Source organism: Vibrio sp. D420a (assembly GCF_030248625.1).
GTDB lineage: Bacteria > Pseudomonadota > Gammaproteobacteria > Enterobacterales > Vibrionaceae > Vibrio > Vibrio fortis_A.
This window is the reverse complement of record NZ_JAHGAN010000016.1, coordinates 90,429-106,444: the sequence shown is the minus strand read 5'-3', so window position 1 is coordinate 106,444 and position 16,016 is coordinate 90,429. Positions and strand designations below refer to the sequence as shown.

Genomic DNA, 16,016 nt, shown 5'->3' with positions numbered 1-16,016 from the left:
GACAAAAACTCACTGAAGCTCCAGACGACTTTAGTCTAAACGTGCGATTTTCCTCGGCGATACAGTCATTGATAACACGGAAACTCAAAGCAGCAATTATTCCCTTTTTCATATGATTGCGTAGAGGCATAATCTCCGCTGCCTCTCTGCAATCGTTTATATAGGTATATGTATGTTTAACCCTTCCCCGTATGGATGGATATCTCAGTATTTCATCGGTTTCTTTTTCGCTTACGGTGTCTATCTGCCGTTTTGGGCATTATGGTTCGAAGACCAAGGGGTTTCGGCAGGTGATATTGGTGTATTGATCGGTGTGGGTTTTGCGACGCGATGTGTGGCGAACCTTTTGATTACTCCACGTGTCCATAAAGCGGAGCACTTAATGCCTGCTCTGCGCTGGCTGAGTTTAGCGGCACTGATTTTCGTCGCGTTTCACTTCTTTACCGGTGGTAGCTTCCTATTAATGCTGCTAGCAACCATCTTATTTAATCTCTGTTGTGGGCCAGTTGTTCCGTTGTCCGACGCAATGGCGAACTACTACAGTCGACTTAAGGTGTTGGATTATGGTCGCACACGACTTTGGGGTTCAGTTGCATTTATTGCTGGCTCGACCGTGGTTGGTTATCTGGTGGCGCAGTTTGGCACCGATATGATCTTGTATACGGCATTGGCTGGGGTGTTTGTATCTCTGATACTGGCAATGAGAAACCCGAACCTAATGCCAGTGACGCAATCCGAACAGCACCAAGTACGTCCAAAGTTAGGAGCATTGATGCGTGAGCGCTCGGTTGTGAAGTTCCTTGCGTTGATGGCACTGCTGCAAGGTAGTCACGCTGCTTACTACAGTTTCAGCGCGATTTATTGGAAAGAAGCGGGCCACTCCGAAGCCATCATCGGTTATCTGTGGAGCTTAGGGGTCGTGGCTGAAGTGGGTGTATTTGCATTAAGCAAGCGACTCTTCTCTGGTATGGCACTCCGAACGCTATTTGTTATTGCTGCGCTGGGCGTGATTGCACGTTGGGGTATTACGGCATCGACAACCGATATCTTCGGCTTGGTATTAGTGCAGTTGCTGCATGGTGTGACATTCGCAATGGCGCACATTGCTGCCATTCAGTACATCCAATCTGAAGAAGAGAACAAGATGGTGGCACTGCAAGCTCTCTACAACGCGATTCCGCTTGGTGCGTTTATCGCATTGATGACCACTCTGAGTGGTTGGGGCTATGAATTGTGGGGCGCGAACATTTTTTGGGTAATGGCGGCAATGGGTGTGCTAGCTCTGTTTATTAAGTTGGACGAGCGCAGCTCCGTGGTCGACGTCGAATTGGCAGCAGCGACAGCTAAAGCAGAGAATTAGAGCCTGAAGCACAGAAATTAATCGACCTGATTGTGTTGCTGACACTTCCTTAGTTAAATGAAACCTCTCCCTTATGGAGAGGTTTTTTTATGGAAGAAAAGGGTTCGCAATGCAAGGATGGATCGTAATCCCCGTCTCACTCGCCTATCTGGGGGTGCTGTTTTTAATTGCTTGGTATGGAGATCGGCAAACTCGCTGGTTGTCACGCTGGCGACCATGGATCTACAGCTTATCAATTGCGGTTTACTGTACCTCGTGGACCTTCTACGGCACAGTGGGGCAGGCGAGTAATAACCCCTGGTCTTTTCTTCCTATCTACATAGCCCCGATTCTGGTTTTTACACTCTGTTGGCGGATTCTGGCGCGGCTTATTGTTATCGCCAAGCGCGAACACATCACCTCGATTGCTGACTTTATTGCTGCTCGTTATGGCAAGTCACAAGGGCTCGCGGTCACGGTGACGATTATCGCTGTAGTGGGCATTTTGCCTTACATAGCACTGCAGTTGCGTGGCATCACCATGGGGCTCGATATCGTTGCTCCGAGTCTGGCGCAAGATTTTGGCTATCAGGATTACCACGTTTCTTGGTTTGTGGTGGGGGCCTTGGCCATCTTTACTATGTTGTTTGGTACCCGTCATATCGATAACACGGAACACCACCGTGGGATGATGATGGCGGTCGCGTTTGAGTCGATCGTCAAGCTGGTGGCTTTCTTAATTGTCGGGTTGTTTATCATCTACCTAGCGACCAGTAGCGATAAGATTGATCTGCTTGAAGTCGCTGCGCAGACTTACGAATCCCCTAACATTCCCACTCTTATTATCCATACTGTGCTGACGATGTTGGCGATTGTCTGTCTGCCAAGGCAGTTTCATACCATGGTGGTTGAGAATGAAAGACCTCAAGACCTGCATACGGCTCGCTGGCTATTTCCTGTTTATTTGATCCTGATGGGGCTGTTTGTGCTGCCAATTGCGTGGGCAGGGCAAGGGCTCTTGACGGGTATGCCTGCCGATACCTATGTGATTAGCCTACCAATGGCAGAAGGAGCCAATAACATTGCCTTGCTGGCATTTCTTGGCGGAACGTCGGCCGCGAGTGGCATGGTGATCGTTTCTACGATTGCACTGGCGATCATGGTCTCCAATGATCTGGTGATGCCGTTATTGCTGCGCCGGATGCGACTAACGCAGAGAACCCATCGACACTTCTCTGGGTTGCTGCTGGTGATTCGTCGTGCGCTCATCCTATTGTTGTTGCTGGGGGCATGGGGCTTCTATCAAGCATTAGATAGTATCCACTCACTCTCTGCGATAGGCTTTCTCTCGTTTGCGGCGATCGCACAGTTTGCGCCAGCCCTGATTGGGGGCATGTATTGGCGCTTGGGTAACCGTAAAGGTGTCTATGTTGGTCTGTTGTTTGGTTCTATTATTTGGCTGATTACCTTAATGAGCCAAACCAGCATGCTGGCGGGCGACCAAGAGAGCAATTTGTTGTTGTGGCTGATCACGCCACCCGACCTGTTAGTCAACTGGGATGTGAGCAGCTCTAACTGGGGGATTGTGCTTAGTATCACCGTGAATACACTCTGTTATGTAGTGATATCCCTATCGACAAGGCCAAGCCTAAGTGAGCGCTTACAATCAGCAGCATTCGTTGGTGCGCCTTTGCCTGAAAACGAAAACATGAGTCTTTACCAGAGCCGTGTGACGGTTGCTGAGCTAGAGATGCTCGCTTCACGGTTTGTGGGACGTAAGCGCGCAAAAAGTGCTTTTCAGGCGTATTGGCAGCAGCAAGGTCGACCACTACTGCCCAATCAACAATCACCTGCTAGCTTGATTCGACATGCTGAACGTGTGCTCGCCGGTGTATTTGGTGCCTCCTCTGCTAAGTTAGTACTTACTTCTGCTCTGCAAGGCAGAAATATGCAGCTCGAGGAGGTCGCGACCATCGTTGATGAGGCCTCTGAACTGTATGATTTCAGTCGTGGCTTGTTGCAAGGGGCGATTGAACATATCGGTCAAGGCATAGCGGTAGTCGACCAACAGCTACGTTTAGTGGCATGGAACCAGCGTTATCTTGAGTTGTTCGTGTTCCCTAGCGGACTGATTCAGGTTGGTAGACCAATTGCCGATGTGATTCGACACAATGCGGAGCAGGGGTTATGTGGGCCCGGCGATCCAGAGGATCACGTTAAGCGACGCATCTTTCACCTTGAACAAGGCACCCGCCATACCTCTTCGCGAGTAAGGCCAGATGGCCGCGTAATTGAAGTGCAAGGCAACCCGATGCCAAGTGGCGGGTTCGTGATGAGCTTTACCGATATCACGGTATTTAGACAAGCGGAGCAGGCGCTGAAAGACGCCAATGAGAGTCTAGAAACTCGCGTTCACGAGCGTACCCAAGAGCTCGAAAAACTCAACCAGCGTTTGGTGAAAGCCACTCAAGTGTCAGAACAAGAGTCACAATCTAAATCGCGTTTCTTGGCGGCGGTGAGCCACGACTTGATGCAGCCATTGAATGCGGCGCGCTTGTTTGCTTCTTCACTATCAGAAGTCGCGAAAGAGCAAGAGGTTAAGCAGCTCTCTTCGCATATCGAGAGTGCACTTGGTGCGGCAGAGGACTTGATTGGTGACCTATTGGATATCTCGCGTTTAGAGTCGGGCAAGCTAGAGACTAATGTCCATAGCTTCGCTATCAATGATGTGCTGTCCAACCTGAATGCAGAATTCAGTGCTTTGGCAGGGCAACAGAATATTGATTTCCATATGGTGCCATCATCGCTGTTTATTCAATCCGACCCCAAACTATTGCGTCGCGTGATTCAGAACTTTTTGACCAATGCGTTTCGCTATAACCCAAGTGGTAAAGTTGTATTGGGTGCACGGCGTGTGAATGGTCGAGTGCGTATTGATGTATGGGATAACGGCACTGGTATCGATGAAGATAAACAGCAAGAGATCTTTGAAGAGTTCACTCGTGGTAGCCAAGTACGTTCAGATCAAGGCTTAGGTCTTGGCTTAGCGATTTCAAAAGGGATCGCACACGTTCTTGGGCATGAAATCTCGATGCGCTCTTGGCCAGATGAAGGCAGCGTATTCTCGATTACCTTGCCACGAGCTGAGAAGGTGGTTACTGCACCGCAAGTGGCGGCACCGACCGTCAACAGCGAAATAGCCCAACTGAAAATCCTGTGTGTGGATAACGAGCGAGACATTCTGGTCGGCATGGAGAACCTGATTGGTCGCTGGGGGTGCGATGTGCGAACTGCGGGGGATCTTGTTGAGAGCTTGAAGTGTCTGGAAGACAGTTGGCAACCGGATGTGATCTTCTCGGATTATCGACTCGATAATGGGCGCACCGGCCTCGAAGTTCTGCAGCAGTGTCGCTTGAGACTGGGTGATAGTTTCGAAGGTGTGATTATCAGTGCGGATCGTACTGATGACATGCTAGCGGCGATCAAAGCGCATGGTTTCAGTTTTATTGCCAAGCCAGTTAAGCCACTCAAGCTAAGAGCAGTACTCAATCGTGTCGCTTAATTAGCATTTGGATCATAGTAGGCCAAAAGCGAAGCCAACTGCCGGCTTCGCTTTTTTATTGGGCTTGATTAGCCTGCAATCCCGCCCTTCGTCAGCTGGCTTGGGTTCAATAAGCTCGCCAGCTCTTCACGTGGGATGTCGGTTTCACGTTCTGCTACATCTAAGATTGGCAGGCCTTCTTTGTACGCCTTTTTGGCGATGTCTGCGGCTTTTAGGTAACCAATAACTGGGTTGAGCGCTGTCACTAGAATCGGATTCTTCGCGAGGGCTTCATCAAGGTTATCTTGACGAACGGTGAAGGTAGCTACGGCTTTATCCGCCAGTGCCACCGAGCTGTTGCTCAGTAGTTCGATGCTCTCAAGCACATTGTGTGCAATGACAGGTAGCATCACATTGAGTTGGAAGTTGCCAGATTGACCAGCGACTGTGATGGTGGTGTCGTTACCAATCACTTGCGCTGCCGCCATTGCTGCTGCTTCTGGAATCACAGGATTTACTTTACCCGGCATGATAGATGAGCCCGGTTGAAGCGCCTGCAGTTCAATCTCACCTAGGCCAGCCAGTGGGCCAGAGTTCATCCAGCGAAGATCGTTTGCGATCTTCATGATCGCAACTGCTGCGGTTTTAAGCTGTCCAGATAGGGCAACGATCGCATCTTGGCTGCTGAGATTAAAGAAGAAGTTTTCGCTCGAACTGAATTGCAATTTCGTCGTTTGAGACAGGTTGTGCGCGAAGGCATCTGCAAATCGCGGATCGGCGTTGATCCCTGTTCCGACAGCTGTTCCGCCCTGAGCGAGTGCTTTTACTGCCTCCAAGCTCGATTCAATGCCTTGTTTTGCATGGTCAATTTGGAATTTCCAACCACCTAACTCTTGAGCGAGAGTGATTGGCATGGCATCCATTAGGTGAGTACGACCTGTCTTGACCACATCGGCAACCTGCATCTGTTTAGTGGCTAACACATCTGACAGGTGTGCAAGGGCTGGCAGTAGCTGCTTCTCTACTGTTAATGCCACACTGACTTGGATTGCTGTCGGTACAACATCGTTACTGCTTTGCCCCATATTTACATGGTCGTTTGGGCTGACATCGCCTTGAAGTGCGCGTGCAGCCAGCGTTGCGATAACCTCATTGGCATTCATGTTCGAGCTGGTGCCTGAACCCGTTTGATAGACATCGACAGGGAACTGTTCCAGGTGTTGGCCATCAATGATCTCTTGGCTCGCATCGATAATTGCATGAGCAATATCGCCCTCAAGATGACCCAATTGTGCATTGGTGTTAGCGGCTGCTTGTTTGATGAAAGCGAGCGCTTGAATGAAGCTTGCAGGCATTGTGTGCGAACTGAAAGAGAAGTTATCAGCGGCGCGCTGGGTTTGTGCTTGGTAAAGTGCATTGGCTGGCACTTTTACTTCACCCATGCTGTCTTTTTCGATTCGAAATTCTTGGGTCATGCTGGATCCTTGTTAGCCAAGTGGAGCTTGGACTTGTTGTAGGGTTTGTTGGAGCGGTAAATACTTCTGTTTACCGTTAGGTTGTTGGTAGTAATGGCGCTTTAAACAAAATAGAGGCGTGTGGATCAAATCAAGGCAAACGCGACGAAAGGTCAGGCTGCGTTGTGGTGATTCGATGGCTTCTATTAGGTGAAAGAACAGCTGACGGAGGAACAGCTCGCACAGCAGAATGTTTTCATGCTCACTATCTTTTTCATACTGAAGCGCAAGCTCTAGACTGCAGTCAATGTAGCTTTGGATTGTTGATGGCTCATATCCCTCAACCACATCGGAAGCGAGAAAACGGTCTTGTGCTTTGTAAAAAGTGGAATAGATAAGTTGCTGTTGCTGCATTAATCTCTCACCATCGCTAATTAGATGTTAATGATAATTATTATCAAATGAAATGTTAAAAACAACCCTTTCTTTTTATAAATGGCGGGACAAAAAGAAAAAGCCGACACATGACGCATCGGCTTTCTGAGAACCAGTGCCTAATCCCTACAATGTAAGCACTGGTTTGTTTTAGTCTCTTGCGAGAGTTGTTGCTTAGTGGTCGTGAGCTGCACCAGCACCTTTAGGGTAACGGATGTTCTCTACCATCTCTTGTACATCTTGTGGTACTTCAGCTGTAACCTTGTTCACTGCGATAGATACTACAAAGTTCAGACACATACCTAGCGTACCGATGCCCTCTGGGCTGATACCGAACCACCAGTTGTCTGGCGTGCTTGCTGCTGGGTTGATGAACTTGAAGTAGATGATGTATGACGCTGTGAATAGGATACCCGCCAACATACCTGCAATCGCACCTTCCTTGTTCATCTTCTTGTAGAAGATACCTAGGATAATCGCTGGGAAGAAGGATGCTGCGGCTAAGCCGAATGCAAACGCTACTACCTGTGCTACGAAGCCTGGTGGGTTAATACCCAAGTAACCTGCACCAATAATCGCGACCATTGCTGCCAGACGAGCGGCTAACAATTCCTGCTTGTCGCTCATGTTTGGTCTAAACCCTTTCTTCAACAAGTCATGCGAGATGGATGTTGAGATTACCAGTAGTAGACCTGCTGCTGTTGATAGTGCAGCTGCAAGGCCACCGGCTGCCAGTAGTGCTACAACCCAGTTTGGTAGTTTCGCAAGCTCTGGAGAAGCCAGTACGATGATGTCACGGTTGATCTTCATCTCGTTGCGCTCATCGCCCGAGTAGAACATCTTGCCATCGCCATTCTTATCTTCCCAGCCTACTAGACCAGTGCTTTCCCAGTTTTTGTACCAGCTTGGTGCTTCTGCTGCTGGAACACCTTGCATGTCAGGACCGTTGATTGTCTCAATCATGTTTACACGAGCAAACGCCGCTACACCTGGTGCTGTTGTGTAAAGTAGTGAGATGAACAGTAGTGCCCAACCTGCTGAGATACGTGCATCACGTACTTTTGGTACCGTGAAGAAACGGATGATTACGTGTGGTAGACCCGCTGTACCCACCATTAGAGCTGCACAGATGAAGAATACATCCACCATGCTCTTATTACCTTCGGTATAGGCGGTAAATCCGAGCTCTTCGGTCAACCCATCCAGTTTATCGAGTAGGTAAACGTCCGTTCCTGAGATAGTTGAACCCATACCGATTTGTGGAAGCGGGTTACCTGTCATCATGATTGAAGTAAAGATAGCTGGCACAAGGAAAGCGAAAATGAGGACACAGAATTGAGCTACCTGCGTATAAGTGATGCCTTTCATGCCGCCAAGTACTGCGTAGAAGAACACAATACCCATACCGATGATGATACCTAGGTTGATATCAACCTCTAGGAAACGTGAGAATACAACGCCTACACCACGCATTTGGCCTGCAACGTACGTGAATGATACGAAGATCGCACAGAATACCGCTACCATACGTGCTGTTTTCGAGTAGTAACGTTCACCGATGAAATCAGGAACCGTAAACTGACCGAACTTACGTAGGTAAGGTGCTAAACAGAGTGCAAGTAGTACATAACCACCTGTCCAACCCATTAGATATACCGCACCGTCGTAACCAACGAATGAGATGATACCTGCCATTGAGATGAATGATGCTGCTGACATCCAGTCCGCGGCTGTTGCCATGCCGTTTGCTACTGGGTGTACACCACCGCCTGCAACGTAGAACTCACTGGTTGAGCCAGCACGAGCCCAGATAGCAATACCGATGTAGAGTGCAAAAGTGATGCCGACGAGAATAAACGTCCAAGTTTGAATATCCATGTTCTAAACCTCTAGTCTTCCTGTACGTTGTATTTCTTGTCGAGCGCATTCATACGCACTACGTAAACAAAGATTAAGGCGACAAAGGTGTAGATCGACCCTTGTTGAGCGAACCAAAACCCTAGCTTGAAACCGCCTAGTTGTACGGTGTTAAGCGCATCGACAAATAAGATGCCTGCGCCGTAAGACACTGCAAACCAGATGGCCAGCAGGGTCCCCATAATTCCCAAGTTTTCCTTCCAATAGGCTTGAGCATGTTCTGTTGATTCGAACGCCATTGCCTTCTCCTTTCTTCCGATTCCGTAGAATGTTTGTGTTAACGTAATGTTACGATTTGAAATATAGCAAGGGGAGGTCAAGGGATCTGTGCAACTTTAGTCGGGGCGAAAAGAGTAGTAAGTCTTTGTTTTATTGGGCTTGCAACGCACCTTGACCCAAAAGTGTGATGTTGCAATGTTGTTAAATTAGCCAAAGGTCTAACGAAATGTCGATTTTTGATGAGATAAAACTCAAAAGGAGGACGATTTTTATTTTGTCGATGCAGATTCGGTGCTTTGAAGGAGTGTTTGGGGGAAATGAGGGAGTGGAATTGCCCTCAGCCAACAGAGGCTGAGAGCAAATAATGTTTTCAAGAAAGCCTTATAGGTAGAAGTCTTTGATACCCATCAGAAGGTTATTAACCGCAACCGCCGCTAGAATCAAACCCATGACACGGCTGATGATTGCGGCACCGACATTACCAATCACCTTCTGAATCTTAGTGGCGCCCAGTAGCAGCAGCAAGGTGATAACAAGCACCAACACCATAACCCCTGCGGTAATGCTCTGGTCAATCAGTGAGTAGCGGTTATTGTCCGTCAACATCACAATCGCCATCATGGCGCCGGGTGAGGCGATGGAAGGGATCGCCAGTGGGTAAACTGCGAGATCGGAAAGCTGCTTGCTGCACACCTCCTCTGAGATTTTCTGTTCTTGTTCTGGTTTGCTCTCACCAAAAATCATGGTTAATGCGAATAACAGCAGCACCAATCCGCCGGCAGCTTGGAAAGCGGGTAATGGAATCTGCATCGCTTCAAGAAGCAGTTGGCCTGCGATAAGGAAAAAGAGTAGTACACCGGTTGCGATGGCGATCGCCTTAAGGGCAACGGCGCGGCGCTGTTTTGGTGTGAGGTGCTGTGTCTGTGATAGGTAAACAGGAACGGAGCCAATTGGGTCGATGACCGCCCAAAGAACAACAAACTGAGTAATGATGATACTAGTAAGCAAGGAAAATCTCCCAGAGTTAATGACAGAGGGATGAGGCCGCTAATCTGCAGCCTTTAGATTATAGCGGCTATTATTCCTTTTAAGTCATCACTGTGTGAGATGTTACGAAAATAGCCTAACTTTCTGTTTCCATCTGCTGTAACAAGATCACCGCCTGAGTACGGTTTTTCACATCCAGTTTGCGGAAGATAGCGGTCATATGAGCTTTGATGGTTGCTTCAGAAACATTGAGCTCGTAAGCAATTTGTTTGTTAAGTAGACCATCAGAGAGCATGCCCAATACCTTGTATTGCTGTGGTGTTAGGGTTGCAATCTTTTCTGCTAGGTCGCTGCAAGCTGCGTTATTGGTGATCAAGCCTTCTGGGAAGAATGGGTCGCCGTTCAACACTTGGTTGAGAGCACTCACCAGCTCGCGCATATCACTCGATTTAGGGATAAAGCCAAACGCACCATGGCTCTTCACCTGAGTCACAACGCTAGCATCTTCGCTGGCAGAGATAACAACAATAGGTAAATCAGGGTACTCAGCACGCAGCTGAATCAAACCGGACATGCCATTGGCACCCGGCATTTTGAGGTCGAGCAGCAGCAGATCTGGCTCGTCTTCTTTTTTGAGAAGTGTTAACAAAGCGTCTAGAGAGTCCGCTTCTAGAAGGTTCGCGCCACTGATCGCCATATGCACTGACTGAAACAAGGCGTTACGAAACAGAGGGTGGTCATCAGCAATGATGATGGTATAGGTCGAGTCCATGACGTTCATACTTTTAACAATTTAGTTAACATTTATTATTGACCCGATTGACTATGCGGACAATATTTATGCACTAAAAGTCTGAAGCATATCCACTTTTGCTGAGAGGCGAGTATGGAAAGGTTTTATAAAAATGTAAAAGCCACGTTTCAGTTCTCATTTGAGAAATAAAACGTGGCTTGTATTCTATCAACGCAGTGCTGTTATAGCTGGTGGCTTTGCATGTGTTTTAAGAAGGTTTCAGCGTTCATAAAACCGGTAACACGAGCATTTGGAACATGGTTACCCTTACCGTCCCAGAACTCAATAGTTGGTAAACCAAGGACCTGCATTTGTTTAAGCAGTTCAATATCTTGAGGTAAGTTTTTGGTCACATCAGCTTGCAGCAGAACAAAACCAGAAAGCTTGTTTTCAACATCGGTTTGGTGGAAGGTGTACTTCTCAAACTCTTTACACGCGACACACCAGTCGGCATAGAAATCGAGCATCACCGGCTTACCTAACTTCTTCGCTTCGATAAGCTGGATCTCTAACTCTTCAATGGTATTGATACGCGCAAACTCAATTTGAGCAGTCTGCTCGACACTTTTTTCTGCAAACCAGTAGTTCAGAGCCGGTTGAGCCGATGCGAATAGCCCAAGCATAGCAATGATGCCGACTGCGCTCTGTTTCCAACCACCAAACGGCAGGGAGTTTTTGCTGTGATACAACCAACCAAAGGCCACAAAGCCAAGCGCTGACCACAATACAGTTGCCCAAAGCTCAGGAAGAATGCGCTCTAATAGGAAGATAGGCGCTGCTAGTAGAATAAAGCCAAATACGATTTTGACCTTGTCCATCCAGCTGCCGGCTTTCGGTAGCAATTTATTGCCGAATACGGCGACGAGCATCAGTGGGATACCCATGCCCATGGCCAATGCATACAGAGCAATACCACCTGTAAACAGATCGCCACTTTGTGCCACGTAAAGTAGAGCACCAGATAGCGGAGCTGTGGTACATGGTGAGCACACCAAGCCGGAGATCGCACCCATCGCAAACACGCCTAAGGTATTGCCACCTTGCTGCTTATTGCTTTGGTTGTTGAGCCAAGTCTGAACACTGCTTGGTAGTTGTAGGTTATAGACGCCAAACATCGACAGTGCCAATGCCACGAATAGAACACTCAAGCCAATCAGTACATAAGGGTGCTGCATTGCAGCTTGGAACTGCATACCCGCAGATGCCACAACAAGACCAAGCAAAGTGTAGGTGAGGGCCATACCTTGTACATAGATGAACGACAGCATCAGAGCACGGCCTTGGCTTAGCTTACCGCCACCTAACACAATGCCAGTTAGAATCGGGTACATAGGCAGAACACATGGCGTGAAGGCGAGACCAACACCAAGAGCTAGGAATAGCAGCGGTGTCCACCAACTGTCACCGAGCTGTTCAGCAAGGCCTGCTTCTTTTGAAACTGGCGCCGCGCTGCGCTCTTCTGCGATAGGTGTTGAAGTTGGTTGTGTTGATACCTCGGCCTTAGCAGAGGTACTGGCTGTATTCGTCGCGATATCTGCCGACGGCGTGAATGGCTCGATGTCAATGACGCGAATTTCAGGTGGGTAACAGAAACCAGCTTTAGCACAGCCCTGGTACTTAACGACAAGCTGCGAGCCATCTTGGTAGCTCTGCAGTGGGACTTGCACAAACAGTGGTTGCGTATAAATGCTTACCTCGCCAAAAAACTCATCTTGGTAAGGTTGCCCGTTTTCCATCTCCACAGGGCCGATAGTGAGATTTTGACCTGTAAAATCAAGACTGTGTTGATAGAGGTAGTAGCCCTCTTTTACTTGCCAGTCGATAAGCACTTTACCGTCTTGCTGGTAGTAATTAAAAGGGAATGCCTGATCAACAGGAACAAAGCTATTGGCTGAGTCGAGTTCAAGTCCTTGGTCGTTATTGCCAAAGAGAGCATAGGCTGAATGGGACAAACTAAGCAGTCCAACACACAGCGTGATGAGAAATGCGCGCATAAGTGAAGTCATCTTGATTAAGTTAACAGCGATATTAACTTAATCAGACCTTATTGCTGACTAATAAGTTTCAAATTGCCGATTTTATTATAAAAATGTTTTCGTTATATCGGGCTTACTAGAGATAGCGGCAAATAAAAAAGGAAGCCGAGGCTTCCTTTTAAAAATAACAGATCGATTCTGATTAGATGAACAAGCCACCGAAGCCAAAACCTAGCGCAACTGCTGTCGCGATAGTCACCACACCCGGGATAAAGAATGGGTGGTTGAACACAAGGTTGCCGATACGAGTCGAGCCTGTGTCATCCATCTCAACCGCTGCAAGCAGAGTTGGGTAAGTTGGCAGAACAAACAGTGCACTTACTGCTGCAAATGACGCCACCGCAGTAAGAGGCGCTACGCCAATTGCCAGTGCTGCAGGCATAAGAGCAACAGTGGTTGCACCTTGAGAGTAAAGCAGCATAGAAGCAAAGAATAGAACCAGTGCCAGCATCCAAGGGTAATCAGATAGTAGAGCGCCTGCTACGTCTTTGATCTCTGCAACGTGTGCGTTTACAAACGTTGAACCTAACCAAGCCACACCAAGTACACATACACATGCAGTCATACCAGAGCGGAATGTTGGTGCTGAAGAGATCTTCGCCGCGTCGATTTTCGTGAACAGTACAATCGCCGCCGCTGCTGCTAGCATCACAGACATGATCGCTTCATTACGACCTAGCGCTGGGTTTTCAATCAGACCTACAGAGCTAGAGATCGCCGCCGCGTAGCAAACAACAAAACCGATCGCCGCTAGGAAGATGTATGTCGCTTTCTTCGCTGTTGGCAGAATTTCACGCTTCTCTTCTGTCGCTAGTTTGATTAGACCTTTCTCTAGACGTTCTTGGTATACAGGATCGTCTTTAAGTTCGCTGCCCATGTAGTTCGCAACAACAGCACCAACCATACAAGCGATGAAGGTTGTAGGAATACAAACCATTAGCAGTGTTAGGTAATCAACACCGAACGGCGCTAGCATCGCAGCAAAAGCAACAACCGCTGCAGAGATTGGAGAAGCTGTGATCGCAATCTGAGACGCGACAACCGCAATCGATAGTGGACGAGATGGACGAACACCTTGGCCTTTAGCAACTTCTGCAATCACAGGTAGCGTCGAGAACGCTGTGTGACCCGTGCCCGCCATCAATGTCATCAAGAACGTCACGATAGGAGCATAAAAAGTTATGCGTTCAGGATGTTTGCGTAAAAAGTTTTCTGCAATCTGAACTAACCAGTCCATACCGCCTGCGACTTGCATAGCTGCAATCGCAGTGATAACCGACATGATGATCAGAATAACGTCGATAGGGATAAAAGATTGACTGGTTGGAACGCCAAGGATTAGCGACAGAGCGATAACACCCGCACCGCCGGCAAAACCGATACCAATACCGCCAATTCTGGCCCCTAAAAAGATAAAGAGTAGGACAACGAATAGTTCTACTGCAATCATAGTAACACCTCATTTTTAGATTTTATTATCTGAAAACTCGCCACTGAGTGTTCAAATAATAGAACCTTGGCTAGAAGCCACTGTAAGAATTTGTCTCGTTATAAAACCGCTTAAAATTTATGGTTAATCGTTTTCGAGACTAAAAAAGGGCTCCGTTGGGAGCCCTACATTTAAACTTACTCGTAGCGTTTGCCTTTATACTGAGGACGCATCAAGTTTTCAACTGAGAAAATGTCATCAAGTTCTTCTTCAGTTAGAAGACCGCGCTCTAGAACCACATCGCGGACGCTCTTACCAGTTTCTGCACAAATCTTACCAACGATGTCACCCTCGTGGTGGCCAATGTATGGGTTTAGGTAAGTTACGATACCGATAGAGTTAAACACGTGCGCTTCACACACTTCTTTGTTCACAGTGATGCCGTCAACACACTTGTCACGTAGGTTCACACAAGCATTGGTTAGAATGTCTAGAGACTCAAACATGCTTTGCGCGATTACCGGCTCCATCACGTTAAGTTGAAGCTGACCGCCTTCTGCTGCGAAAGAAACCGTGTTGTCGTTACCTAGTACTTTGAAGCACACTTGGTTTACTACTTCAGGCACGACTGGGTTTACTTTAGCTGGCATGATTGAAGAACCTGCTTGAAGCTCAGGAAGGTTCAATTCGTTTAGGCCTGCACGTGGACCAGAAGAAAGTAGACGTAGGTCGTTACAGATCTTAGACAGTTTAACTGCTAGGCGTTTTAGTGCGCCGTGGGTCATTACGTATGCACCACAGTCTGAAGTTGCTTCGATTAGGTCTTCTGCTGGAGAAACCTCTAGGCCAGTTACTTCAGCAAGGTGTTTAACCGCTAGCTCTTGGTAGCCTTGTGCTGCGTTAAGACCAGTACCGATCGCAGTTGCACCTAGGTTTACTTCTAGAAGAAGTTTTGATGTGTACTCTAGGTTTTTGATCTCTTCGTTGATTGTTACCGCCCATGCGTGGAACTCTTGGCCCACTGTCATTGGCACTGCGTCTTGCAGTTGAGTACGACCCATCTTAAGAACGGTGTTGAACTCTTGGCTCTTAAGTTCGAATGCGCCTTTCAGGTATTCGATAGCATCGATAAGCTTACGTACGCTGTTGTAAACAGAGATACGGAAGCCTGTTGGATATGCACAGTTGGTTGATTGACTCTTGTTTACGTGGTCATTTGGATTGATGAACTCGTATTGGCCTTTCTCTTTGCCCATAAGTTCAAGAGCCACGTTCGCAACCACTTCGTTTGCGTTCATGTTTACAGAAGTACCAGCGCCGCCTTGGAAAACATCTGACGGGAATTGGTCCATGCACTTACCCGTATCTAGGATAAGGTCACATGCCGCAATGATGTGCTTCGCGACTTCACTTGGAATTACACCTAACTCTTTGTTTGCTAAAGCCGCAGCCTTCTTAGTCATCACCATACCGCGCACGAACTCAGGTACGTCTGAGATAGTTACACTTGAGATGTTAAAGTTTTCGATAGCGCGTAGAGTGTGGATGCCGTAGTAAGCATCTGCCGGAACATGACGTTGACCTAATAGATCTTCTTCGAGACGAGTGGCTTGAGGAGCTTCAACAGGAGCTTTAGATTGGGTAGCCATAACAGGATCCTTAGAGAATTATTCTGATAATATAATTAGTTATTAGCCTATTCTTTACGCGAAACTCCGTTCACCAGAATTTTAGGCTGATAAATCCGTCCTGACTTATGTGGCACATAATACTGTACCTAGCGCATAAAAATAGTAAGTTGATCACCTTTTTTGCTTTTGTTTCGTCAATCTTGTGCAAACTATTTTTTGAGGGCGGGACACGCTT

The 16,016-nt window shown here is 47.7% G+C and carries 11 protein-coding genes; 2 read left to right on the top strand and 9 right to left on the bottom strand.

The annotated features are described in order from the left end of the window. Positions 1-172 precede the first annotated feature (172 nt). Both KI743_RS12100 and KI743_RS12095 read left to right on the top strand, forming a co-directional pair. On the top strand, positions 173-1,360 hold the full coding sequence (locus KI743_RS12100) for a 3-phenylpropionate MFS transporter (protein ID WP_152469409.1): 1,188 nt from the start codon (positions 173-175) through the stop codon (positions 1,358-1,360). Positions 1,361-1,469: 109 nt separating this feature from the next. Next, on the top strand, positions 1,470-4,901 hold the full coding sequence (locus tag KI743_RS12095; RefSeq protein ID WP_285466572.1) for a PAS domain-containing hybrid sensor histidine kinase/response regulator: 3,432 nt from the start codon (positions 1,470-1,472) through the stop codon (positions 4,899-4,901). A 68-nt stretch (positions 4,902-4,969) separates the two neighbouring features. Here KI743_RS12095 and KI743_RS12090 read toward each other — a convergent pair whose 3' ends face one another. From KI743_RS12090 to aspA, 9 genes are all read right to left on the bottom strand, one after another. Then, positions 4,970-6,355 carry a lyase family protein gene (locus KI743_RS12090; RefSeq protein WP_285466571.1) on the bottom strand — a complete coding sequence of 462 codons (1,386 nt, stop codon included), beginning with the start codon at positions 6,353-6,355 and terminating at the stop codon, positions 4,970-4,972. 12 nt (positions 6,356-6,367) lie between these two features. Continuing rightward, complete coding sequence (locus tag KI743_RS12085) at positions 6,368-6,748, bottom strand: hypothetical protein (RefSeq protein WP_150869401.1); 381 nt, start codon at positions 6,746-6,748, stop codon at positions 6,368-6,370. A gap of 195 nt (positions 6,749-6,943) precedes the next feature. Beyond that, positions 6,944-8,647, bottom strand: coding sequence for a sodium:solute symporter family protein (locus KI743_RS12080; RefSeq protein ID WP_150869400.1), 1,704 nt, complete (start codon positions 8,645-8,647; stop codon positions 6,944-6,946). 11 nt (positions 8,648-8,658) lie between these two features. Then, a complete protein-coding gene (locus KI743_RS12075) occupies positions 8,659-8,925 on the bottom strand; it encodes a DUF4212 domain-containing protein (protein ID WP_032549944.1) in 267 nt (88 codons plus the stop codon). 361 nt (positions 8,926-9,286) lie between these two features. Next, positions 9,287-9,913 carry a MarC family protein gene (locus tag KI743_RS12070; protein ID WP_239841949.1) on the bottom strand — a complete coding sequence of 209 codons (627 nt, stop codon included), beginning with the start codon at positions 9,911-9,913 and terminating at the stop codon, positions 9,287-9,289. 115 nt (positions 9,914-10,028) lie between these two features. Continuing rightward, the gene (locus KI743_RS12065; protein WP_032549947.1) at positions 10,029-10,664 is read right to left on the bottom strand and encodes a response regulator transcription factor; all 636 of its coding nucleotides are present in this window, start codon (positions 10,662-10,664) and stop codon (positions 10,029-10,031) included. A gap of 203 nt (positions 10,665-10,867) precedes the next feature. Further along, entirely contained in the window at positions 10,868-12,679 is a 1,812-nt protein-coding gene (locus KI743_RS12060; protein WP_285466568.1) for a protein-disulfide reductase DsbD, read from the bottom strand. 184 nt (positions 12,680-12,863) lie between these two features. Beyond that, positions 12,864-14,171: an anaerobic C4-dicarboxylate transporter gene (locus tag KI743_RS12055; RefSeq protein WP_150869398.1), complete on the bottom strand. Its 1,308-nt coding sequence runs from the start codon at positions 14,169-14,171 to the stop codon at positions 12,864-12,866. Between the two features lie 176 nt (positions 14,172-14,347). After that, positions 14,348-15,799, bottom strand: a complete 1,452-nt coding sequence (gene aspA / locus KI743_RS12050) for an aspartate ammonia-lyase (protein ID WP_032549951.1) — start codon at positions 15,797-15,799, stop codon at positions 14,348-14,350. Between the last annotated feature and the right edge of the window lie 217 nt (positions 15,800-16,016).